The organism is Candidatus Woesearchaeota archaeon (assembly GCA_016188115.1).
Lineage (GTDB): Archaea > Nanobdellota > Nanobdellia > Woesearchaeales > GW2011-AR9 > JACPIK01.
Window position 1 is genome coordinate 1204663 of record JACPIK010000002.1, and the last position, 24711, is coordinate 1229373.

20 protein-coding genes and 1 tRNA gene are annotated in these 24711 nt (G+C 40.5%); 10 read left to right on the top strand and 11 right to left on the bottom strand.

Going from position 1 to position 24711, the window contains the following annotated elements:
• Window positions 1–2: 2 nt before the first annotated feature.
• The 9 genes from HYV86_06525 to HYV86_06565 form a co-directional block, all read right to left on the bottom strand.
• Window positions 3–587, bottom strand: a complete 585-nt coding sequence (locus tag HYV86_06525; protein ID MBI2573493.1) for a YIP1 family protein — start codon at window positions 585–587, stop codon at window positions 3–5.
• A gap of 1 nt (window position 588) precedes the next feature.
• The gene (locus tag HYV86_06530; GenBank protein ID MBI2573494.1) at window positions 589–756 is read right to left on the bottom strand and encodes an RNA-binding protein; all 168 of its coding nucleotides are present in this window, start codon (window positions 754–756) and stop codon (window positions 589–591) included.
• 71 nt (window positions 757–827) lie between these two features.
• The gene (locus HYV86_06535) at window positions 828–1754 is read right to left on the bottom strand and encodes a hypothetical protein (protein ID MBI2573495.1); all 927 of its coding nucleotides are present in this window, start codon (window positions 1752–1754) and stop codon (window positions 828–830) included.
• A 57-nt stretch (window positions 1755–1811) separates the two neighbouring features.
• Window positions 1812–2519, bottom strand: a complete 708-nt coding sequence (locus tag HYV86_06540) for an ABC transporter ATP-binding protein (protein MBI2573496.1) — start codon at window positions 2517–2519, stop codon at window positions 1812–1814.
• A gap of 60 nt (window positions 2520–2579) precedes the next feature.
• On the bottom strand, window positions 2580–3335 hold the full coding sequence (locus HYV86_06545; GenBank protein MBI2573497.1) for an ABC transporter ATP-binding protein: 756 nt from the start codon (window positions 3333–3335) through the stop codon (window positions 2580–2582).
• Complete coding sequence (locus HYV86_06550; GenBank protein ID MBI2573498.1) at window positions 3332–4204, bottom strand: branched-chain amino acid ABC transporter permease; 873 nt, start codon at window positions 4202–4204, stop codon at window positions 3332–3334. Before HYV86_06550 ends, HYV86_06545 begins: the two co-directional genes overlap by 4 nt.
• Complete coding sequence (locus HYV86_06555) at window positions 4201–5085, bottom strand: branched-chain amino acid ABC transporter permease (GenBank protein MBI2573499.1); 885 nt, start codon at window positions 5083–5085, stop codon at window positions 4201–4203. The genes HYV86_06550 and HYV86_06555 overlap by 4 nt, the downstream gene beginning before the upstream one ends.
• Window positions 5086–5224: 139 nt before the next feature.
• Entirely contained in the window at window positions 5225–5590 is a 366-nt protein-coding gene (locus HYV86_06560; protein MBI2573500.1) for a hypothetical protein, read from the bottom strand.
• Window positions 5591–5779: 189 nt separating this feature from the next.
• Complete coding sequence (locus HYV86_06565; protein ID MBI2573501.1) at window positions 5780–6886, bottom strand: RNA 3'-terminal phosphate cyclase; 1107 nt, start codon at window positions 6884–6886, stop codon at window positions 5780–5782.
• A gap of 160 nt (window positions 6887–7046) precedes the next feature.
• Between HYV86_06565 and HYV86_06570 the strand changes: the two genes are divergently transcribed.
• The 10 genes from HYV86_06570 to HYV86_06615 all read left to right on the top strand — a co-directional run bounded on the left by HYV86_06570 (window position 7047) and on the right by HYV86_06615 (window position 23588).
• Window positions 7047–7337 carry a PspC domain-containing protein gene (locus HYV86_06570; GenBank protein ID MBI2573502.1) on the top strand — a complete coding sequence of 97 codons (291 nt, stop codon included), beginning with the start codon at window positions 7047–7049 and terminating at the stop codon, window positions 7335–7337.
• Window positions 7338–7390: 53 nt separating this feature from the next.
• A tRNA-Trp gene (locus tag HYV86_06575) sits at window positions 7391–7548 on the top strand.
• Window positions 7549–7689: 141 nt separating this feature from the next.
• Entirely contained in the window at window positions 7690–8865 is a 1176-nt protein-coding gene (locus HYV86_06580) for an amino acid permease (protein MBI2573503.1), read from the top strand.
• A 287-nt stretch (window positions 8866–9152) separates the two neighbouring features.
• Window positions 9153–13892, top strand: a complete 4740-nt coding sequence (locus tag HYV86_06585) for a hypothetical protein (protein ID MBI2573504.1) — start codon at window positions 9153–9155, stop codon at window positions 13890–13892.
• Between the two features lie 89 nt (window positions 13893–13981).
• A complete protein-coding gene (locus HYV86_06590) occupies window positions 13982–15748 on the top strand; it encodes a hypothetical protein (GenBank protein ID MBI2573505.1) in 1767 nt (588 codons plus the stop codon).
• A 1-nt stretch (window position 15749) separates the two neighbouring features.
• Entirely contained in the window at window positions 15750–19151 is a 3402-nt protein-coding gene (locus HYV86_06595) for a thrombospondin type 3 repeat-containing protein (GenBank protein MBI2573506.1), read from the top strand.
• 177 nt (window positions 19152–19328) lie between these two features.
• A complete protein-coding gene (locus tag HYV86_06600) occupies window positions 19329–20366 on the top strand; it encodes a hypothetical protein (GenBank protein ID MBI2573507.1) in 1038 nt (345 codons plus the stop codon).
• A 158-nt stretch (window positions 20367–20524) separates the two neighbouring features.
• Window positions 20525–21841, top strand: coding sequence for a hypothetical protein (locus HYV86_06605; GenBank protein MBI2573508.1), 1317 nt, complete (start codon window positions 20525–20527; stop codon window positions 21839–21841).
• A gap of 113 nt (window positions 21842–21954) precedes the next feature.
• Window positions 21955–22425 (top strand): hypothetical protein, encoded by a 471-nt coding sequence (locus tag HYV86_06610; GenBank protein MBI2573509.1) that lies wholly within the window; start codon window positions 21955–21957, stop codon window positions 22423–22425.
• Between the two features lie 47 nt (window positions 22426–22472).
• Complete coding sequence (locus HYV86_06615; protein ID MBI2573510.1) at window positions 22473–23588, top strand: NAD(P)/FAD-dependent oxidoreductase; 1116 nt, start codon at window positions 22473–22475, stop codon at window positions 23586–23588.
• On the opposite strand, the gene HYV86_06620 is transcribed toward HYV86_06615, so the two are convergent.
• Together HYV86_06620 and HYV86_06625 are read right to left on the bottom strand one after the other, a co-directional pair.
• Window positions 23585–24043: an FHA domain-containing protein gene (locus tag HYV86_06620; GenBank protein ID MBI2573511.1), complete on the bottom strand. Its 459-nt coding sequence runs from the start codon at window positions 24041–24043 to the stop codon at window positions 23585–23587. The genes HYV86_06615 and HYV86_06620 overlap by 4 nt on opposite strands.
• Window positions 24044–24115: 72 nt before the next feature.
• The gene (locus HYV86_06625) at window positions 24116–24544 is read right to left on the bottom strand and encodes an FHA domain-containing protein (GenBank protein MBI2573512.1); all 429 of its coding nucleotides are present in this window, start codon (window positions 24542–24544) and stop codon (window positions 24116–24118) included.
• Between the last annotated feature and the right edge of the window lie 167 nt (window positions 24545–24711).

Here is a 24711-nt window from a genome sequence, read left to right on the forward strand (position 1 = left end):
TCCTAAACTAATGTTGTGCTAACAGCAGCAATCATAAAGAATGCTGCAATTACAACAGCAATAATAAATAAAATGACCAAGGGTGCAAGCCAAGCAACAAATGCTTTTCCCATTCCCATTTTATGGTACAATGATGTTCCAACTAATCTAAGATAAATAGAATAAACATAGGCTGGAAGTGAAACAAAAAGTAACACTAAACTAATAGCGGTTGTTTGCGGCAAAAAGTAGCTAACTGCATTAACGGGTATTGCCCACAAAAATGAAGGTAATCCTCCATAGACATATGCTTGAACCGTATTTGTGTATGATCCTTCTCCACGAAAAAGTCGTAAAGAGAGATGCACTAATCCTGTAATTATAAAAAAGACGAACAGACTAACCACTATACTTCCCACAAATACCACTGGAAGCCATCCTATTGACAAAGAGAACTCTCGAAGATAAATAGGAGCAGCTGAAAGCGAACCTATTGCAATCAGTAAAAGATTAAACAGAAAAACACTGCTAAAATTCTCTTTCACTTGCTTCTTAAAAAAGACCAGTGGGGTCTTAAAGAGCAATGAAAGCTGCGAAATTTTCATCATCTTAATTTGGTCCGATAAAGCCGCATTCACAAACGTATTTAATTGCATTAACACGCGCATATGTGCTGCGAATAATTTTTCGTTCTCCACAAGCTGGGCAGAGAAATTCCACTGCGCCGCGATCGTTTTCAGTGCGGCGTTTGGTAGCTGAGCAGATTTTTTGATCCATAGTGATCCTCCTAAAAGATAAGCTCTTGGATAGGGGGTGTTTTATAAATGTTTTGGGTATGTTTTAGGTACTTAATCGTTTCGTATCCTTGCAAGAAGATGCTTTCCAAAACTCCATACGCTTGCATAATTGCTTTCAACAATAAGTCTATTTCTATTCGATGGAGAAAATGCTATTTTGAGTGACTCTATAAATGCTTCTTGTGAACTATCATCTAAAAAATATTGAGGAAAAGCTGTGTGTGACCGACCTATATCTTTTACGTTGAAATGGGAATCAGAGTTAGCAATACCTACTAATCCCATTTCGCCAGCCACTCTTCTCGCAAGAACATTTGAAAGATACATATGGAGCGTATTTGCGTGATTTCCGGTTTCAATTACTGGTCTATATTTTTCAAACCACCCTCTACGAATTTGCAATTCTTGAGGAGTAGGAAGACGAAACGAAACCGCCGAGGCAACATCAATAGTCATGGGATGATCCAAAAACCAAAATGTTCCTATGTCTTGCGCTCTTTTTACTAAATAATCCAAAGAAAGATCATACTCTCCAAATTGTTGTTCTTCACCTAAAGTCAAAACACCCTGTCGTTCACGGGAATAGTTTTCTACAGCTCCAACAAGATACAGTTTTTTTCCATCTAGCTCAACACGTACAAGATGTTCTCCAATACGCGAGTGTTCTATCTGTTCTTGCTCTAGTTTTTCTATTGCGCCGCCAATACCTAGATTATAAACATCCGAGACTAATGGCCATCGAACAAATGCTAGAATATCAACTTGTTCTGCAGCTTTGTAAAGAATAGGTGTAATCGGTTTTCGTCGATCAACATGAGCATGAAGATCAGCATACATAAATCCTTCTTCTTTTGGTTTTACTCGTGAACCTACAATGATATCATGAACTGCGTGAGGAAATTCTTGCCAAGAATCAGCATGTGTTAGTTGCCTACCTGTTTCCCTAACCATAGCATATGCATCTTGAAATAATGACATACAATTGTATTTCTGTTGTTTTTATAAAAATATTATGGTGCTGCATACTAAAATAGGCTAATACCTCCCACCCAAATACACCTGCTGGATCTTCGTATTCTTCACAATTTCTTTACCGCCTTCCAACACTACTTCTCCATTTTCTAACAAATACGTTCGATCAGCGCATTCAATTGCTTTCTTGGCATTCTGTTCTACAATCAAGATAGAAATATGTTCAACACTCCTGATGTGCTGCAACAACGTAAATAATTCTTTTTGTAATTTAGGGCTTAATCCTAATGTGGGTTCATCAAGCAACAACAGCGTTGGTTTTTGCATCAATGCTCGACCTAATGCCAACATCTGTTGCTCACCACCACTTAACGAGAAAGCTCGATCATGAATCTTCTTTGTTAAAACTGGAAACAATGTAAACACATGCGCGCGACGTTCTCTATATTCTTCTTCGCTAAGTCCCTTTCCACCAATAGCTAAATTCTCTTCAACAGTTAAATCACTAAAATTAATTCGTCCTTGGGGAACATAACTTATGCCTCGTTCTAGTAATTGATGGGTCTCGAGTTTAGTAATATCCTCTCCTTGAAAAAGTATTTCTCCTTTCGTAATCGTTGCGAGTCCAAACACACTCTTCAAAATAGTGCTTTTACCAGCACCATTTGGTCCAATTAACGCAACGATTTTTTCATTACCTACAGAGAGATTAACTTCATGTAAAATAGCTAATTCTAAGTATCCTGCAGATAGATTTTTGATTGTAAGCATGGTGTTTAATATTAATTTAATATTAGTCTCCTTTCTGTTCTATTTTTAGTATTATCTTTTTCATTGTCCTAAATATGCCTCAAGTACCTTTGGGTTAGCGCGAATCTGTTCCGGTGTTCCCTTTGCAATCACGCAACCACGGTCCATCACATAGATCCATTGTGCTAAATCCATCACAAAGTTCATATCATGTTCAATGAGTAAAATTGTCTCCCCATTCTCATGTAACCGGCGTAGAATCACTTTAATTTTTTCTCGTAATTGTGGATTAATTCCTGCAACAGGTTCATCCAACAATAAGATTGTGTGCGGTTTAGCAATCGCCATTGCCAGATCAAGCAGTTTTCGTTGTCCATAACTAAGATCTGTAGCATATGTGGAAAGTGGTTTAGTTAACCCTACTAATCTTAATATCTCTTGAATTTTGTCTTGCACAATACTCTGTGGTCGAAATATACTCTTCCATAGGGATTCATCATCTTGGCTCATCGCAATTTCAAGGTGATCTCGAATCGTCAAGTTACGAAATAATCGCACTTGTTGAAACGTGCGCGAAACCCCTCGTCGAGCTACTGCATAATCTTCTCCTTTCTCTATTTTTTCTGACTTTAACTTTAATACTCCTGTGTCCTCTTGCACCAGTCGTGAAATTACATTAAATACTGTCGTTTTTCCCGATCCATTTGGACCAATCAACGCCGTAATACTTCCTTTTCCAACGCTAAAACTGCATTTATCCAGCGCGTTGATTCCACCAAACGATTTAGAAACTTTTTCAATTTCTAGAACAGGCAATATTGGGCTGTGAGTACTCATTGCAAATCAATCCTCCCACAAATTCCCCTTGGTCGATAAAGTAAAATACCCAGTAAAATCAATGCGTACAAAATCTGTCGTAGAGGTCCAAGAATCGAACTAGGCATGTCAATGAAACGCAGTGCCTCAGGAATTAAAATAAGAATCGCCGGTGCAATAATACTTCCTCGTAGCGATGCTAACCCTCCCACAATCACAGCCGTGACCACAAAAATTAGGCTTGTTAATGAAAATGAACTTGGATCGATGTAGCTAATATAATGCGCATACACACTTCCAGCAATTCCTGCAAAAAATCCTGAGATCGCCATTATTTTGTATCGAAGTAGATAGGTGTTTTTTCCCAGTACCCGCAACCCTACTTCATCATCACGCGCTGCTTGTAATAATCGACCAAAACCAGAACGAACTATCAACCTCATCAGACCAACGCTTATTCCGGCAATAATAATCATGAATAGAAGATAAGAACCAGTGCTTTGAATAGTAAAACCAAACAATTCCGGTTTAGGAATGCCGGGAATCCCTAACGGTCCTCGTGTGACATCAACCCAATTAATTAAAACAGAATACACCACAAACGAAAATCCTAATGTTGCAAGGACTAAATAATCTCCTTTGAGCTTACAGGTAATTCCATACAGCAAAGCACCAAAAAAAGCTGCAAAAAGTCCTGCCATTATAAATGCAACCAGAAATGGCACACCGTGTATCACTAACAATGCAGAGGTATATGCACCGATGCCAAACAACGCCACATGACCTAAATTAAGTAAACCACTATATCCAACAGCAAGATTAAGGCTTAACGTGAGGATAATATAGATTCCTACTAGAACCAGCAAGTGAATGAGATATTGTTCAATCATTCTCTCGCCCCTTTATCTATCCCAAAAATTCCCTTTGGTCGCAATAACAAAAAGAGAAAAAGTAACGTAAACGTAATCGCACTCTTGTACCCAGAAGGCAAAAACCACGTTCCTACATTTTCTGCAGTGCCGACGAGATAACTTCCTACAATGGAACCTGGAACTGAATAAATTCCTCCAATAATTGCACCACTAAATCCTTTAATCATCAAATCTGTGCCCATGGAGGGATCAAGATTCTGTTCTAGTGCAATGAGAATTCCCGCAATGCCTGCAAGAGCTGAACCAATAATAAACGAAATAGCCATCAGTTTAGATGGATTAAGACCCATAATCGAAGCCAATTCTTTATGATCTGCAACCGCACGTAAATCTCGTCCTAACGCTGTTTTTGTCATAAACAAATAAAATATCCCTAACAAGATTAATGATGTAAAAATTAAGACAATTTGTAACGGAGTAATCACCGCACCAGCGATAGTAATTCCTTCTTTCACCTCAATAAAACCTATAGTTTTAACATCTGCTCCATAGAACAACAACATAATATTTTCTATCAAAGTTAACAGACCAATTGAAGCGATGAGCATAATCACTGTTGATGACTTACGTTTTTGCAATGGCTCATAGATTGCTTTAAACATCAATAATCCTAGTAAAGATGTCGCAAAAATAGTAAGCAGGCAGGCAATCACAAATGGGGCTTGTAAAATCGTAAAAAAAGAATATAACCCATACCCTGCAACTACCACACTTGCTCCATGTGCCAGATGGACATATCTATTTGTAGAATAAATCAGACTAAACCCCACTGCCACCAATGCATAAATGCTGCCGATAATTAACGAATTGACCAAAAGTTGCGCAGCCGGAAATGTCATGTACCAAGAGACGAAAATGAGCTATTTAAAGGTTTATCTATATGTTTGAGTTAGAAGTGTTACGCAAACTCTCTTAAAAACAAATTACACTAAAAATTAAACCTATTAAAAGTTAAACCTATTGTGGATCTTAACTTCTTCATACATCATCCAAATCCACTGCAATATTCACTCTTTCTTCTGCACCTAAAGATTCTTCTATTAATTTCCATGCAGCGTCGCAGTATCTATCAATCTTAACTTTAGGATATTCAACAGATGCAAGATTAATCCGAATCTTAGAAACAATATCACTGATCAAATTTTCTTTAGTAACGGTTGGAGTTGAACCTGGTTGAGCAAAACAACATTGTTGGTACCAAGTAGAAAATGTCTTTTTATTAAGCGTAAACACGGCTTGTACTTGCACTGTTTGACGACGTTCAAATCCTTGTTTCTGCGCTAGTGCTAACAGTTTTTGCTCAATATCTCGCAACCATAATTTTGCTTTAATTCCTTCAAACATATTTCATCCCTCTTTTCATCTCATCACTGCCGTCATTAGTCAAAAAATATTTTCCTACCAAATCTAAAAGTTAAAGAGTATAAAAACAATTCTACGTTGCTGACCTAATTTTGTATTTTTCCTTACTTCTTTCTTTATTATCTCTTCTAATATAACTTTAGAGAATCTCAAACCTATCTGTCTTGGATTTTATCCTTTTCTCTGACTTTGCACAATTCCATTTTGTTCATTAAACTGAATCGGCAGAAATTTCTCTAACACATACATATTAGTTTTTGCATGAGGGGTAAAATGATCATATCGGATTGCTGAACCAGGCAAGAATGCCATATAAATTAAGATTTGATCTATCATAAATTGATCCACAGTATTGGTCGAGTCGATTTCTTTTCGCAGACCCATCACTGCATTAGCGGCCACTTGTTCAGAAGTCTTGTCTTTCTCTAATAACTCATTATAAGAAAGAATTATGGGGGTTGTAGAAAGTTGATTTTCAAAAATCGCCCACAACACCACTTCACCGCCCACACTATTTGTTGCGTTGTATTCTGTCCTTAATGAAATCGGAACCTTGTACGAGACAAGCGAGAGTCGAATAGTTTTTTCAATTCGTTCTGCCACTTCTTTTTCTGCTAATTGTGAACTCACATTAATCACGCCGCGAATCTGTTGAAGTGGACCTCGCTGTGTTGCATTAAATGGAGAAGGACGTAAAGAAATAGCCTCTTTTTGCATCTCCTGTTTTATCTCATTTAGTATCATTAGTATTTCCTGTGCTGTATACTTTGGCACAATCGTGACTTCCACAACTCCTCCTCCTGCTGGATAATATCCTCTGCGTAAAATTTTGCATTCTATTTTCTCTACTAACGGCTCAAGATACATAAACAAAACATGTTGGGTGAAATCAACCGGCGATTGCCACTTTCCTCCTGTGCCACCAGTGATTTTAAGTGTAATGCGACCAGGTGCGAAAATACAACAAGGAAGAACACCTTGTAAGAACAACGAAATACTTCCAGCTGTTCCAATATCAAAAGAATAAACTCCTTTCTTCATTGTGCCTGGAGTAAATTCCAGATTCATACTTCCCAATTCAACATTATTTGTTTGCGCTCCACTCATCGTTTTAAGCGCATTGATAATCGTAAGATGCTGTGCTTTTAGACCTGGTTGTTCCCGTCCAGCGCGAATATTATTAATCGAGCAGGGGATCCCCGTCAGTGTTGAGAGAGCCACAGCTGTTCGCACTAATGCTCCCCCGCCTTCACCATAAGAACCATCTAATGTAATCATGCCCTCTAGTTTTGGATTACTGTATTTAACTGTTATGGGGGTCTTTTAAGAGTCTCATTAGAATTTTTACAAAATGACCCCACTAAGAGTTTCACAAAAGGTCTCACAAAAAAAAAGGTCTCACAAAAAGTCTTTTATACCCTTCCATTATTCATTCATTATGTCAAAATCAACTAAATCCTCCCGTAAAACAAGTTCACAAACTTCAAGTTCTCCCTCTCCAAATCATTCGTCTTCTAATTCTTCCTCAAATTATTCCTCTCACGTTAAGCGTCTCTATCGCAATTCCAATGACAAAGTTCTTGGCGGTGTCTGTTCTGGAGTTGCAGAATATTTCTCTATCGATCCAGTTCTTGTACGTATCGTTTGGGTACTTGCAACATTAGTCAGTATGGGTTTTGGCATTATTGCCTATCTTGTTGCGTGGATCATCATGCCAGAAAAACAATAGGGTCTTTTTTCTTAGAAATCTTTTTATAGGATCCCCTGAGCTATCTAAAATGTGGGGACGTAGTCTAACCTGGCAGAATAGGGGCCTCCAGTAACTGGAAAGATGAGCTTTAAAGCGATGAAAAATCTTCCCTGAAGCAAGCCTTAGATCAGGGTTCAAATATCTCCAAGGAAAATCAAATCCTACAGATTTGAAAGTCCCTGCGTCCCCACTCTTTTTTTCACCATATCCTTTTTTCTCACAATTTTTCATAAATCACATCAATCAATTTATCTTCTCGATTTATGCTTTCAACACTTCTTAGTCTCATTTTCTGAAAAATATATAAACCCAAACATACTCTCTAAAATCGATGTTTCACAAAAGAGGGTCACCTAATTCATTTCTTGCTAAGCACCCTGTTGGCGTAGCTTCATTAACATTAATTGGCGGGATTGTCGGAGCAGGGGTATTAGGAATTCCCTACACTATTGCGAAAGCCGGATTATTATACGGTCTCGTACTTGTTATTGGTTTGGGTTTACTATTCCTCACCATCAATCTTTTTTTAGGAGAAGTAATTTTACGCACCAAAGAGAGTCATCAACTTGTAGGGTACGCTGATAAATATCTTGGTTTTCCTGGTCGATTCGTCATTACCTGCACCATGATCATTAATGTCTATGGTGCATTAATTGCGTATTTATTAGGAACTAGTACTGCTTTATCTCATATTTTTCCATTTGGTTCTCCTTTTGTATTCATGCTCATCTTTTTTGGTATAGCTTCAACAATAGTAATATTTGGTCTTAAAACAACCTCGCGTATGGAAACAATTATTGTGGGGCTTATGCTCCTCACCATTATCATTATGGGTATTGCTTCATGGCAGGACATCCATTCTGACCATTTTGAAACCTTCCATCCGGCATTCTTTTTTCTGCCGTATGGAGTAATTCTCTTTGCATATCATGGTCTGCTTATTGTTCCAGAAGCCGCGCAACAACTTCGCCAACATAAAAAATCGTTACGTAAAGCCATCATCATTGGCTCTTGTGTTCCTATTGTGATTTATGCCCTATTTAGTATCATTGTCGTAGGTCTTGTTGGTCCAGAAAACTTTTCGTTGCTTGAACCAAATGAACGTATCGCAACTGTTGCATTAAGTATCTATGCTCATCCCATAATTGGTTTTATCGTCAACATCCTTGCTGTACTAGCCATGTTCTCTTCCTATCTTGCATTAGGAACTGCGCTCTTAGAAATGTATAAACTTGATTATAAACTAAAGACAGTGTGGGCAGTCCTCTTGACTTTTTCGATTCCTTTTGTTGTAGTATATTTTTCCCTCACTACGTTTATAACCGTGTTAGGTATTGTTGGTGCTGTCGTTGGTGGTATTGATTCTAGCACTATTGTTTTAATGTATTGGCGAGCAAAAAAGTATGGTGAACGCAAACCTGAGTATTCCCTTTCCTCCAATCATCTTCTAGGTGCGATCTGCATTCTCTTTTTTGCTGCAGGAATTGGCTACTTCTTTTTATTTTAGAATCCTCTTCTAATTTCTCGTGGTCTTTTCTTTCTTACTCTCTCTCTTTTACACCCATTTTCTGCTCTTTCTCTTTTTGTATTGTCTGATGTAATTTTATTCAATCTAGGTTCTCCAATCTATACTCTCTAATCTATACTCTCTAATCTTTATTATCTACTATTTTTCTGTGCAATTTTCTGCTTTCAAGATGTTCTCCCCGTGGGGGAAATATATCCCTATAATCTGGACATTTTCCATGAATTCAACGAAATATTTATATAAACAGTATCTACTGGTGAGTGATTATGACAACAGATGGCGGTTCAGGATCAAAAGTAGTTCCATCAGGTCAACCTCCCTCTTCTGCTCAACGCACTGATAATCAATGGTTTGCTACAGATCAACCTCAACCAGTGTCTCATGATATTGTCGCACATGCAACCCATACTGATGGACTTGATGGGGTTATTGCAGCTGCCCAAACTGTTGATCCTCATGCGAAAACTCTTCCTGCGAGTCAGAGTGGCATGGATAGCACTACTGTCGCCGCAGCATTAGAAGCACAACCAACTGCACCTACTGTAACTGCTCCTGATACTTCTGTATCTTCTTCTCCAGCTTCACAAATTGTTGAATTAGGTGCTCTTGATTCTCAGGCTCAACCTGTCGCTGATGCGCTAAGAGATCCTGGAACGGTTAGTTATGGAAGTATTCCAGACATAGATCATCATAGCATACAGTGGGATCCTGCGCAAATCGCTCTAGCTTCTCAAGCTAGAACTGGTGCAGTTGGTAATGAGTTCGATCTAGATGGTTTTGATGAAACTGCTCTAAATTCTAGTCCTAGAGATACTCAACCTCTCCCACCTCTTGCTGATCCTCGTAGAGCTATAACTCAACGCCTAGATCCATCATCAGCTCCAACAGCTCCACTTCAAGGCATGCCTATTATCCCTCCTTCCGCTCCTAGGTCTCCACTTTTAAGAATAGCCGAAGAACCTATCGATCTAGGACTAAGGCCTACTTCCCCTGCGGACTCTGCAGGAGAAATAACTCCTGCTCCTTTAGCTGTATTTCCAACACTACCTCCAGAACCAGCGCAACGACCCTCATTAGAATTACTCGTTGGTGATCTTTCTCGTGTCGGAGTTGGTCCTTCATTTGGAAGTCGTCTTCGTGAGGCAAAAGCAAATCCTCAATTATCTTTCTATCAACCAAGATATACCTCAACTCGTCAACAAGGATCAATTACCGGCGTAGCTGATCGAGGGTACTGGTCAGAATCCGGCGTTGCTGCGCTAGTGCATCGCTATGGTCCAGATCAACCTATTTTCTCTTTTCCTATTGGGCATAATCTAAGAGCTACAAATTTTGTAAGAGAACAAGGCGCTTCTCTGGGAGTCTTTATAGAAGGCCGTTTTAGCGCTAATGATACTACTAAACGAGGTCTTCTTACACATCTTCAAACTGCAGAATACGAAACGATTGATCTAACCACTGTTGCAGCCGATGTTGAAAGAAAAACTGACATTCGGTCTACCTCCTCCTATAGTCTTACTCGTCTTGCATCTCCTCGTCATGATGGTGAGTTTCTTTATGTTTTACGTAATGGCAATATTGCTATTCAACTCACGGCTCCTGGAATTATTAGTCCAGATCAAGACGATTTTGTCTCTGTTCCACAGCTCTTCGCGCATCTTGCCCGACGACCATTCGTTCCAGATTATATTCAGCGAAAATTAACTATTGATGAAAATATATTTGAACATGCAAAAGACACATTTTGGAATGCGAATCAATATACTGTTCTTACAAAAGAAGGTAATCCTATCACTAAACAACGCGATACGCTTACTCCAGGAGATGTCGTTGCCATAAATGATTCTGTATATTTCATGGGAGTTGTTACAAATGAGGGCGCAAAAGAGATTCATCCCTTCTTTATGGGCGACTCTTCACTCTTCGACACCAGCCGTAACCAAGATCTTGCAAGACGAGGACAGCGAGAATTATATCTTCATGGGGATTCTACTATTCGTGGTGCAATAACTGCTCAAAGCTTAGAAGGTCGTTTTCAAGGTAGAAATTATTCTAACATAGATAATGTGCCTGCATTTTCTCTCGTATCTGCTGTCGACGGTCAAGACAAACGTCGCTTTGTGTATGTAGGTGAAACTCTAGTAGAAGTAAGTAAATTCTATGGGTTTGGTGCATCTCGCCCTGCAACAGTTGCAGTTCTTGTACAGCCTACCCCTATCCCTATCCCTATCCCTATCCCTGAAGCTGCAATACGGGAAAATACTTCTCCTCAAGTATCACAAGAACCTGAAGAAGTATCTACTGGAAGGTATAACACCGGTGCAAGCTCAATACCGCCTGCTCGTCAAGAAGTAGCAAGTGAAGCACCTGTAGAATTAGATCCTAACGATCTGGTCGAAGAACCTCCTGAAAGTGGTCATCCCTCTGGACGTGCTACCCCTCCTCCGCTACTTGCTTCACCTCCTCCTTTACCTAGGGCAGCTGGTGATGGGGTTGAAAGTTTGCGTCCTGCATACCTTCTTCCTGATGATTCTCTAGACGCTGCTCCTACACCTGCTCGAGTATTCGCACCACCTAGGCCTATGGCACCGCCAGATATTGGCACAGATGATACCATTGATTTATCTGCTCAACCTCCTGCTAGAAGAGCAGCATCTGCTTTACCAGCTAGACCTGTTCCTAGCTTGCCACGCGCAACAGATCAACCTGCTTCAGATCGAACGTATCCTTGGACTCCAACGGCAGACATTCAAGCTGCTACTTATACTATTGATAATGACACTTTTAATACGATTGGCCTTCGTAATGGTAATAGTGGTTTATCATCAATTAAAGGATTAGGAGAAGAATCTCAAATTGCATCTATTGCCGGTTCGCTCTATCTTGTCACCCGTGCTCCTCTTTCTTCTAGTTCTCAAAGCGAAATTGTTCCAAGCGAAATTGTTCCTCTTGGTTGGAAAGAAGTACGAGTAGAAAGACAAAGCACCGCATATAGTCTTGAAGATAGTGTACAAGTAACTCTGCGCCATGCAGCGCAAACTACTCAAGATCTAAGAACCGAAACTATCTTAGATGGGAATTTCATCAGTGCTATAGATATCAACAATGTGGTAAAAGGTCTTGTTGGAAATATAGGATATGTCGCAAATAGTAATGGTACTCTTACTCATTTAATCCGACTAAAAAATTCACAAAAACCTACTGTTGGTCCATGGGAATATCGTCACATTGATGCAACGCCTGATGGCGTACGACATCGCTTTGTGAGTGTGCAACAAGAGTACGTTAGAACCGCAAAAGATAACATTCCTCTTGAAACTGAAAGAGAAAATCTTGAAAAGGCAATTCTGCATAAAGAAGATTATGTGCCTGTTTATGATTTGTCTCGAAGAGTAATGGTTAATTCTTCTCAAGTTGCAGCTGGTGATCTTGTAGCAAAAAACGGAAAGCTCTTTTATATATATCAAAATACTGATCCCCGAACTAAGCATCGAAAAGCATTAGGTGTTGTTGCCGTCGGCAATGCTGTTGCTGATCTGGGTATGGTTATGGAATATCCTGGTGTAGCCGAACCTACTTTCATAGACCGGAGCACAGAAACCATTAATCTCGAGCAAACGCTTACAGTAGACGGTAAAAGGCAGAAGTTACGTGATATCCATTCCAATACTCTCAGCGTTGCGCTTGATACTAAAGGCAACGAACATTATTTCTTCACCATTGGTTCTATACATACAGAGATCTCCAGACCACGAGGTCATGCTCTTGAAGATGTCCTTGATCACAACACCTATGATGTATTAAAATTTGAAAGTGGAAGAAGATACGCTGATCAAGCAAGCCATATTCCTAATGCAGAATTAGTCAAAATGTGGAAAGATACAACACCAAAAGGTGTCTATGTCGTTGTTGAAAAAGAAGTTCAAGGGGAAAGGAATGTAAAAGGTATGGCTGTTGAATACCTTGACAACCATGGTCGTCTTCAACCATTTCATGACGGTGTAAAACAAGCTGCTACTGCTCTTAATACTATGGGGGTAGACATGGCTCAAGTCTATGAACGAATTAAGCAAGCCTATCCTCTTACAAATTTTGGCAACTTAATGCAAGCTCCTGCATCCGTTCAGCCAGGTCTTGCTGCACAAATTCTCGCTCAAGCTCGCGCACCACCTGTTCCTTCCCCGGCACAACGATCTCCTGCTCCTCCAGTTCGAGTTTCCATTCCAAGACAAGCTATCTCAACGTCTCCCTCATTTGAACCATGGTATAGTAGTCGTGGGGCTAAATATGCCTTAGCAGGATTAGCAATTGTAGGCGCTGCTGCAGCGGTGACAATTGGTGTTGTAAAATATCAACAAAATAATCCTTCTGTGCCGGCTGTAGTTTCAGCTCCTCCTTCTCTTACTTCAGTACAACCAGAAGTTATGAGAGAATCAATCCCTGCAGGAATCGTGTCTCGTCCTGTTGATGCGCAAGTACCTTTAGCACCTGCTTCAACGTATGTTTCTGCAGCTCCTGCCACTAAAGCTCCTGCGCTTGCAACTGCAGCACCCTCTGCAGCATACGTGCCTGCACCAGCTACTCAGCCTCCAACTCTTCCCCCTATTCCGCCAACCGCAGCACCTTCATATGTTTCAGCACCCGCAACACAAGCACCTTCAGCAGCGTATCAACCTGCAACAGCTCCGGCAGCAGACTCTGCAAGAACAGCGCCAGCTATTGTTCGTCCTTCACGTGAAACAGGTCAATCTCAATTCTATGTTGATTTATTTACTCTAGCTCAAAATGATGCACCAAACCAACAAGTACGAGATCATGTCGCAGCATATTGTAAAGAAGCTTTTGGTCCAGGAACACAAGTGCTAGATTCTTCTTACTCCCTTTCTGCACTTGTCACAGACATGCTTGGTGAATTCAAAAAAGATGATCAACAACATCCTTCATTTGGACAAGTACAGCAATATCTCTCTAGGTTAAATGTTACAGGAAATATTTTCTGCAGATAATAATGTTACTACTATCAAAAAACAAAAAAGACAAAAGTTTTATAAACCAATGTCCACTTTGGAGTAGTAATAGAAGGTGATCCTCTACCATGAAAACCACTTATGCAGCCCTAACTGGAATCGTTCTCGCACTTAGTAATACCTATGCCGAAGCTAAAACTCCTGAAGAAATTTTAAATGACGGAGCACAAAGGAAAGGAAGAACTGTTGTTGGATACAGTCCAGATGCAGTTCAAAAAGCAGCAGATGCATGGAAAGAAGAACTTAGAAAATTACAAAAAGAAAATACTACCTGTGATGCTCGTTTATTATCTTGTCAAACTCAACTTGAAGCAGCTCCTAAACCAAAAGCAAAACTTCTTCCAGATTGTCGTTATGCTTTTGCAAATGAAGCAAGTTCTAACCCTGATTATGAAGGACTTGTTGGTGTTCGTGCTAACTCTATAACTGATTCTCGTCTTGAAACCGTCATTCGAGAGGCTCCTCGCCTTACCATTCGTAACGAAAACGGAAGTGTTGAATGCGTCGGTTTAGGTATCACCAAAACCATTGAAGTGCCTGGTCCTGAACGAAAAGTGGAAGTGCCTGTTCTTCAACTCATCCCTCCTATTGTTGTTGGTGAACGTCAAACTGCTTATATTGAAGATCTTTGTATGGTTGATGGTTCTGTGCGAACATATACTCAAAGCGTTGCATTTAATGATAGTTCACAACGTGTTAGCTCTAATGATAAAGGAGTTAACAATACTATGTTGCCATTAAAGTATGCAGTCGATCAAGTTAGTTCTCTGGGCACTTTCAACATTGATGAGAAAGGAAATATTGCGTGGACTCCTCCTGAAAAATGTAAAGATATTGGTCCTGGAACCGTCATTGTAAATTGGTATACTGTCTCTGATGAAAATGGTGGAATTAGCACTACCTCTCAACCAGTGCCTATCACCTTGACTCTTGCTAATCGTCCAGCAACAGAGAAACAAGTTAATGATCTTGGCGAGAAATTAGATCTCATCGTTGACAACACTACCTCTGCTGTTGGATATAGTCTCACTCCTTTCGTTGGCATCGCTGATGGCAACGGCGTAACTGGCGCATCTGGTAGCGTTCATTATGATACTAAACGCTTTGAAGTAGGATTTGGCATTGGCGTTTTGAGACTCTTTGGCGATGGTCAAAAATCAACGACAACGCATAACCCTACCAGCCGCTATGAAACTCTTGCTAATAGTTGTCCTGCCGAATTTGCAGCAATTGGGATTACTGACTGTCAACGAACTCTCGAAGAATCTACTCTTCAAGAAAGAAGCGCAACATCTCCTTGGTCCGTGAATGCAGTTGCATCTTTTACTCCCTATCTTCATGCAGGAGAAAACTTCACCCTTACTGCAACTGGATTATTTTATGATAACGTAACCTTTGAAGGAGAATCACAGGGAAATCAAACTCTACGAACTCCTCAAGTACGTGACCTAAATACCAGTGCATGGCAAAATGATCCTAATCAAAATCCTCTCACCACGGGAGGACCTGCAGCAACACCCTCCACAAATCCACAACACCACTTTGGTCTTGGCGCAACTGTTAATGCGCTCTGGCATGGGGCATATCGTGTAGATGGATTTGAAGGCGGACCTTTTGCTGGCGTAAATTATGCTATCAAAGACCAAGATCTTAATGCTACGGCTGGAGCAGGTGTAGGATATGCTTTTGGTGAAAGCGGAATTCAACTTGTTCCTAATCTCCAATTCGGTCTTACCACCGGCCAAGATCCAAGCCTTATGTTTGGTCTTACTCTACGCAATAGTCCACAAATTCATTATAATAAACCTAGTGATGATGTAACGGGTGGAAAATAAAATGAGAATGAAAACTGGTCTTGTGAGTGTTTTTTTGCTGATTCTGCTTTGTGCAGGATTTGCCAGCGCAGGTGACGTTTCTGTCTTTAGTAATTGGGCAGGAACTGCGGACCGCGCTATTCCCTTTCATGCGAACGATGCAAACCAACTTCATCGATTTGGTGTGCAAGCAGCCGGAGAACGCAATGTTCCATTTGATATTCTTATTGAACTACGCCAAAATAATCGCCAGTTAGTAGTATACGATTCTATTAATAATTTCCTTGACAATGCCAATGGCAATCATTACAATCAAAACTTTGTGGTAAATGCTGGTGCTCGTGGCATTCGCTTTGATCAACCACTCGAAGTACGATCCAGAGTTACCAACGCTAACAATGCGCGTGATACTCTTACTAGCACTCTTACTCTATGTCCTGATCTTAACAATAACGATGTCTGCGACGGACCTGATGATGTCTGTGAAGACCGCGATAATGATAACACCTGTGACGAACAAGACAACTGCCCAGCTGATGCAAACGAAAACCAAGCGGACCAAGATAATGACAATGTTGGCGATGCCTGTGATGATGATTGCAGCGGTGACGATGATAATGATAACCTCTGTAACGAACAAGATAATTGCCCAGACAATGCAAACGAAAACCAAGCAGATCGCGATGGTGATGGAATCGGTGACGCGTGTGATCGTAACAATCCTCCTCGCTTTGTACCTGATCCCCTTCCTGACTTTCCTTCCATTATTATTCTTCCAGCAGGATATGAACGACTCCCTAATGAACAATTTATGATTGAATTTTTAGGACAAGATGCAGATAATGATGAACTCTCTTTTGTCTTTGAAGACTTTGGACGCAACCTTCCTGGATTTAGCCAGTTTCCTCAAACCATGATCTTTCGCGATCTTGGACGAGGCAACGACAATGCTCGTTGGTCTGGACGAATTGCCCAAGAAGGACGGTATGCTTTCCGCGTTACTGTCTCTGATGGTCTTGCGCAAACATCTCAAATTTTTGCATTATTAATTCGAAATCCTCCTCAATGCGCTGATGCTGATGGCGATGGCATTTGTGACGAAGACGATGTCTGCCGCGGCAACGATGCTGCTGGTGACCGTGATCGTGACGGCATCTGTGACAATCTTGATAACTGCCCTGCCAATGCTAATCCTAACCAAGCTGATGCTGATGGTGACGGAGTAGGTGATGTCTGTGATGTTTGCCCTCAAGACGCGCAGGATCAATGTAATCTCTGCCCACAAGGTGACCAAGATCGTGATGGCATCTGTGATAACGAAGATAATTGCCCAGCAATTCCAAACCCTAATCAAGCTGATCAAGATGGCGATGGCATCGGCGATGTCTGTGATATTTGCGTTCTTGATCCAAATAATGATGCTGATGGGGATGGTCTATGTGCCAATATTGATCGATGCGATGATGACCCTGCTAATGATGCAGACCGTGATGGTATTTGTGGCAACCTTGACAACTGCCCTGCTGTACCTAATCCTAACCAAGAAGATCTCGACGGTGATCGTGTTGGCGATGCCTGTGACATATGCTTTGGCAACAACGCTGCCGGCGATGTAGATGGCGATGGCATCTGTGGCAATCTTGATCAATGTGTAGGTGACGATGCTGCTGGCGACCAAGATCGTGATGGAATATGTAATAATGCTGACAACTGCCCAGCCAATGCAAACCCCAACCAAGAAGATCTTGACAATGATGGTATTGGCGACGCGTGTGATATGTGCCGTGGCGATAATGCTGCGGGCGATATTGACCGTGATGGTATCTGCGGTAATCTTGATCAATGCCCTGGTCAGAACGATCAAATTGATGCTAATAATAATGGTATTCCTGACTGCTTAGAAGAAGAACCTCTCTGCCCTCAAGGTGACCAAGACAATGATGGTGTTTGTGATAATGTAGACAATTGTCCTGCCGTTCGCAATCCTAATCAGGAAGACGATGACAATGATGGAATTGGAAATGTATGTGACATCTGTTTAGATATTGATGGTGATGGTATCTGTGCTAATATTGACAATTGTCCTAATATTATCAATCCTGATCAAGCTGATGCTGATGGTGACGGAATCGGTGATGCCTGTGACATTTGCCCTGAAGGCGATGTTGATGGTGATGGCATCTGTGGCGGACTTGATAACTGTCCTAACGTAGATAACCAAGATCAAGCCGATGCTAATAACGACGGTATTGGTGATGCCTGTGATGTCAATTGTCCTGGCGATGCTGATGCTGACGGAATTTGCGACAATGTAGACAACTGCCCTGCAGTTCAAAATCGCGGACAAGAAGATCTTGACAATGATGGTATTGGCGATGCATGTGATCTCTGTATTGATGTGGATCAAGATGATATCTGTGATAATGTCGATCCTTGCCCTAACGATCAAAACAATCAATGCAATATCTGCCCACAAGGCGATCAAGATAACGATGGTGTCTGTGATAATATCGATAACTGTCCTGCCGTACCTAATCCTAACCAAGTTGATGTAGACGGTGATGGTATTGGTAATGCCTGTGACGTATGCCCAGTTGATGCGCAAAATCAATGTAATGTTTGCCCTGACGCTGACAACGATGGTGTCTGTGACAACCAAGATCAATGTATTGGCGACGACCGTGTAGGAGATCGTGATAATGATGGCATCTGTGATGATCGCGATATTTGTCCTGACCTCAATGACGATGAGAACCCTAACGGTATTGATGATGCGAACAATAATGGTATTCCCGATTGTTTAGAACCAGGTCAAGGAAATAATGGTCCTGTGATTGTGTCACGTCCTATTGATATCACTACTGAACATAAACAGTATGCTTATGATGTTATTGCTCGTGATGATAATGGAGATCAATTAGTGTACAGCTTACGCGAAGCACCAGCTGGCATGACTATTGATCAACAAGGTCATATCCATTGGGAAGCAGAAAATGAGGGGACAGAACGCGTCATTGTTGAAGTAACTGATGGTCAATCTACAGCAGTACAACAATATAGCCTTCGTGTTCGCAGTGACTTTCGTGGAGTTCAACTCTCTCACGTTTCATTAACCGAAGAATTTGTCCAACCAGGAGATCATACTTCAGTAACCACTATCATCAATAATGAAGGTTCAGTAGATCTTGAGGACCTCCGTGTTACTGTGGCAGTTCCTCAATTAGGATTTACTCGTTCAAGTGTTTTGTTTGACCTTGATAATGGGGAATCTGATAATCGTGAGGTTGTTATTCAAGTTCCTTATGGTACACCTAATGGTCAATATCTTGTGAAAGTAACTGCGAAAGCAGACGCATTCCATGAAGTTGCTTATCGTTACCTCACTGTTGATGATAACCAACCTTCAGGATGGTTTTGGAATTAGAAATTATTTTTATTATTTTTAAATCTCTAAATTTCCTAACTGCTCTTCGGTTGCTCTTTAATTAAACAAGTCAAATTAAACAACTCAAAAATGTACGCCTGTACACTAAGAACGTACCTCTGTGCGTCAAGATTAAAAAATTCAAACTCTCCTGGTGATAGACGTTTGGATTAAAGTATGAAACACATTATTGCTCTTGCATTTATTTTCATTATGCTCTTTGCGAGTTCTGCTCAAGCATTTTCTTTAATAGAAGTTATTATACCTGTTAGTTGTCAAATCTGTTTGGCATCTGGGGAGCAATGTGATGTATGTGCTTGTATTGTCCAACCCCAGCAATGTCCTGTGCTTCCTCCTCAAGAGGAGAATCAACCAGAACCAGTGCCAGGGCCTGTTGAAGAAGAAGTCATAGATCTTGTTGCTGTTGTAGATCAACCAATTCCTGAAATAAACATTTTTCAACCTGATGATGAATTCGTCTTAAATATTGATAATGTCGTTCAAATTGATGAGGAAGAAAATGGAGGTCATGTTTTACCTCGCTTTAATCCATTCATTCGTTTTCGTGATTTGATTCTCAGAGAAGATCCAGAACCGCAGCAACCTCCTCAACAACCTCAAGATCCTTTGCAGCCAGAACCTGAGAACCAAGAACCGGTTGATCATCAACTTGTTTTTGTTCCGTTCCCTCGTCTTGTTCCTTTCGTTCCTGATGCTCCTGCAAATGCAGGCCCTCTAGATCCCCAAGAGCCTCCAGTTGAGGAACCTCTCCCTCTAGAACCACTCCCACAAGAACCAATAATTCTGCCACCTGTTGTGGTTCCAGTTCAAAATGGTCTTGTTAATAATGTTCCTTTGCAACATCCCGCTAAAGCTTGTTCAGAGAATAATTTTGCTCAAATTGAACGAGTATCTCTTACTCCGGAAGCTCTTCTTCCTTTTGAAGAAACTCTTTTGCACGTTATTGTAACTGACGAATGTCAATCACGCACTAATCTGCGCGTTTCTGTCGACATTCCACAGTTAGGATTTACCCGATCTAGTTCCCAATTTGATTTAGAACAAAATCAAGCCCAAGATATTGCCGTGCCTATCCTTATTCCATTTGATGCAAATAGTGGGGATTTTATAGTTAAAATTGTCCTCAAAAATGACTATCTGCACCAAGTAGAATATCGCTATGTCTCCGTCGACAAATGGAGATATATTCAATAGTAGTACCAATCTGTAACTACTAAAGAATACTAAAAATAACGAAAGGTTTATATATCACTCGCGTTTTGAAGTGGTTAACCAAACTTAGATTTTCATAAACAATTCGTGAAAACGGATTTTAAATGATACTCAAAAACGAAGATTTGGAGGAAGAAAAAATGAATAAAATTGTGAGCCTTTTGGCAGTAATGCTTGTAAGTCTCCTCAGTGTTTCCTTGGTTAGTGCTTTTGTGCCAGGCGAAGTGACTGTTGAGAGTGTTGAAGTAAATGATGTAGATGTTGACCTTCTTACTCAAGCAGAAATCGAAAACAGCAATGTTGATCTCGAATCTGGTCTTGTTATTGATGAAGGCGAAGAACTAGAAGTTAAATTAGTTCTTGAATCCACTACCAATGCAGAACGTATCCAAGTAGAAGCTGAAGTTCGTGGTTACGAATATGACGATTATGAAGACATCTCCGATCGTGTGCATGTTTTTGACCTTGAAGGTACCGTTGATGCTCCTGCACGTAAAAGAGTTACTCTTAAGATGAATATGCCTGATCGCCTTGAAGACGATCGCTATCTTCTTCGTGTAAGCGTTGATGACAAAGACAGCCCATCTATGATTGGTTATGTTGTACTCCAAGTAGAACCTACCCGTCACGGTCTTCGCATCAGTGATGTTGCATTTTCCCCTGGATCCACTGTTATGGCAGGTCGCTCCCTTTTAGCGAGTGTATTGCTTGAGAACTTTGGAGACAAAGACCAAAAAGACGTTAAAGTTACCGTTGCTATGCCTCAACTTGGTGTAGAAGCTACTGAATTCGTTGACGTTGTTGAAACCGACAACCACAATGTTGATTATGAGGACGTTCCTGAAATGTTCCTTTCCATCCCTGCAACTGCTGCAGCTGGAGATTACAATGTTGTTGTTACCGCTAAATACGACGATCTTCGTGAAACCGTAAGCAAAACCTACACTGTTCATGTTGACGCAAACGAAATGTTTCAAACTGGTCCAAACCGCTTAGTTTTAGCTGTTGGTCCTGAATCACAAACCGTTGTAGCTGGCACAACTGTAAGTTACGGCATTGCTCTTACCAACGCTGGTCGACAATCTAAAGCATATATGCTTGAAGCTGTTGCATCCGACGCTGTAGGCGCAACCTTGAGTGAAAACCTTGTTGTTCTTGCTCCTGGCCAAAACAAAGTTGTCCGTGTTGATGTTACCCCGACCGCAACCGCACCTGCTGGAACCCATGTAGTTAACGTTGTAGTACGATCTGGAAGCGAAGAACTTGAAACCGTCGCTTTACGTGCTAACGTAGTTGCTGCATCTTCCGCTGACGCTGCTGCAAAAGACGGCTTGAGTTTACGCAATGGCCTTGAAATTGCTTTGATTATTTTGGTAGTACTCCTTGTAATCATTGGCTTGATCATTGGCTTTAGCCGACTCAAGAAAGACGACGAAGAAGAACAAACTTACTATTAGGTAAGTTAATTCTTCCTCCAAATCTTTTGTTTTTTTCTTTTTTATACTTTTAATTTTTATATACTCTTTTTTTCTAAGCACTCATTTAAAGTTTGAAACATTGAATCTAAGCTATGGATGAACAACAATTATCTCTTCAATACGTAGCGAGTGTTATATTCGCGTTTGGTATTGGGTATGCCGGTTTAAAACATAGGGGCACTATTACAACTGATCGTACCAAACATCTCAATATTTCTAATGGGGATGGGCTTGCAACAAAAATAGTTCAATATTATCCATCTTACAAAACCATCGCTCCGGCAGTTGATCATTGTGTTGCAGGAATTTCATGTACGACGGGTATTGGGGGCGTAGTTGGCATTACACTAGGGTCAATCTCCCCTGGTCTTGAATCTTCAGCCAGTATGGTCCCTTTCTATCTTGCAGGAGCCGCGTACACTTTCATTGATCTAGCTTGGGAATTTGAAACTTTTTTTGAAAGACCAAAAGGCCAATATCAATTAAGTGATATTCTTCAAGTGGGAGGAAGTATTGTGGGAACAGGGTCAACATTGATTATTCTCTCTAATTTATTTCAATAGTCCCATCTTTAACAACCTTTTTAAGCCAATTCTACAAGATCTAGCTCGTGGAAAAGAAAACTCCAGAACAAAACAAAAAGAACATCGCTATTATTGGTGCTGGTCCCGCAGGGTGTTATGCAGCCTATCTTCTCGCTCAACAAGGTCATCAAGTAACCGTCTATGAAAATCACCCTCAAATCGGCTCGCCAGTACAATGCACTGGTCTTCTAACAGGTGATTTTGACCAATTAGGTCTTCCAACAGAACCGTTTCTTGTAAACACTATGTCTTCCATTGAAGTCAATTCTCCCTCTCATAAAGTAGAAATGACACAAAAAGAATATCTTGTTTGCCGTGTTAAATTTGATAACTATTTCGCTGACCTAGCGAGACTTGCTGGTGCAACTCTGCTCGCTAATCACACTTTTTTACGAAAAGAAGGGCAAGAACTTATTATCCATAACTCCCTAGAAAAAAAAGATTTACACATTAAACCGGATCTCGTTATTGCTGCAGATGGTCCACTTTCTCCCACCGCAAAAGCGTATGGTTTCTATCATCCCCTACGTGAAAATTATTACGGCATACAAGCTATAGTTGAGGGCAATTTTGCTCCAGCAAAAATTCAAACCTTTTTTAGCAACGATACCTGTCCTGGTTTGTTTGCATGGGTAGTTTCTGAATCAAAGACGCGCGCAAGAGTTGGTCTTGCAACCAAAAAAGATAGTCGAAAACACTTTGACGCATTCATGCAAAAACACAATTACAAAGCTATTGAAATGCAAGCTGGAACTATCCCTCTCTATCATCCTGCGCAAAAACTCCAACATGAAAATTGCTATCTTCTTGGGGACGCTGCTGGTTTTGTTAAAGCAACTACACTGGGTGGATTAATACCTGCGCTTAAACAAGCCAAAGCGTTAGCGCGTTCTATTGAATTGGGAACTTCCTACGAAGTAGAAGCAGCACCCATTGCCAAGCATCTCAAACTTCATTTACGTATGAGAAAGCTTCTCGACAAATTCGATGACAAAGATTTTGATCGACTCGTCAGATACGTTGGACAATCAAGGGTTTTGGATATTTTGCAAACACATACTCGAGAAAATCCTTTGCCCATTATTGTCAAAGCAGGTATTCGCGAACCCAGATTTGCGTATTTCTTAAAACACATGATTTAAACGGTTCTTTGAAATCTCAATAAAGTGAGATACGCGCACAACCCGAATTGAGTTCCATTCTCTAAAACATGAGGCTCGAACGGTTTTAATTTTCTTCCTATCCCATTTCCGATGGATTCATTAACATATGTTCCATTCTGGCTACCTAAATCCATCAATAAATATTGAAGTGAATTGCTTGCTTTTCCAGCAACAATTAATGCATGGTTTTTAGAAACATCAATACTTACAAATCCTAATGGGGCAGCTATGCCAGCTTCCTTAAAAGGCGTTGTCATTCTTAGAGGGACTTGTGCTAACTTCCCAGCCAAATCAGCAGTTCCAGGTTGACGACCAATAACCAAATATTCTCCCGGACTCATGGTTGTAAGATCGTAGCAAACTGTTGCATTCCCCCAAGTATTGGTTTGTTGTGTAGGAGCAGGCACATAGAGAAAAGCGCGGTGATTTGTCATTATTCAAAAGTAGAGATAGCTGTTTTTAAATTTTATTAAAAAATCTGTATGCATCAAGTTAATGCCAGTGGTCTAAATTTTCTTATTTCGAAACGCCAAATCTTCTCGATCATATCCTAAACCAATTCGTGAATCTTGTCCTAACATTACTGGAACACCAGCGTGAACTCTTGTTCTATTTACCCAAGTACCATTAGTACTCTCCAAATCAAATAACCAGTATTGCTTCTCCAAAGCACCAACCTTTCCTCGCATAATTATAGCATGACCAAGAGAAACGTCTTGATCTAATAATCTAATCCCACCAGCATCCTGTGTTTCCCACGGAATATACACTAATCCTAAATCCATTGGCAAATGTCGTAATTTAGATAGTAATGTTCCAGATCGTGGTTGACGTCCAATAATAACATAATCACCTGGGTCTAATCCCTCAAGATCATATCGTCGAGACTCATCCTCTGCAAAAAAATGATCCAAATACACATTTGGAGTTTCCATCTAAAATAAAGTTAAAAGCAGATTTAAAACAATTGTGTAATTCTAAAAGCTAATACCAGAAACAGCAGTTTCTGTGTTCCGAAAACTTGCCAATAGATACGAGAGCCGTAAAGTTCCGGACGAAGTCCGAAAATAGGTTTGAGTGGCAAGTTTTCGTTACTCATTTT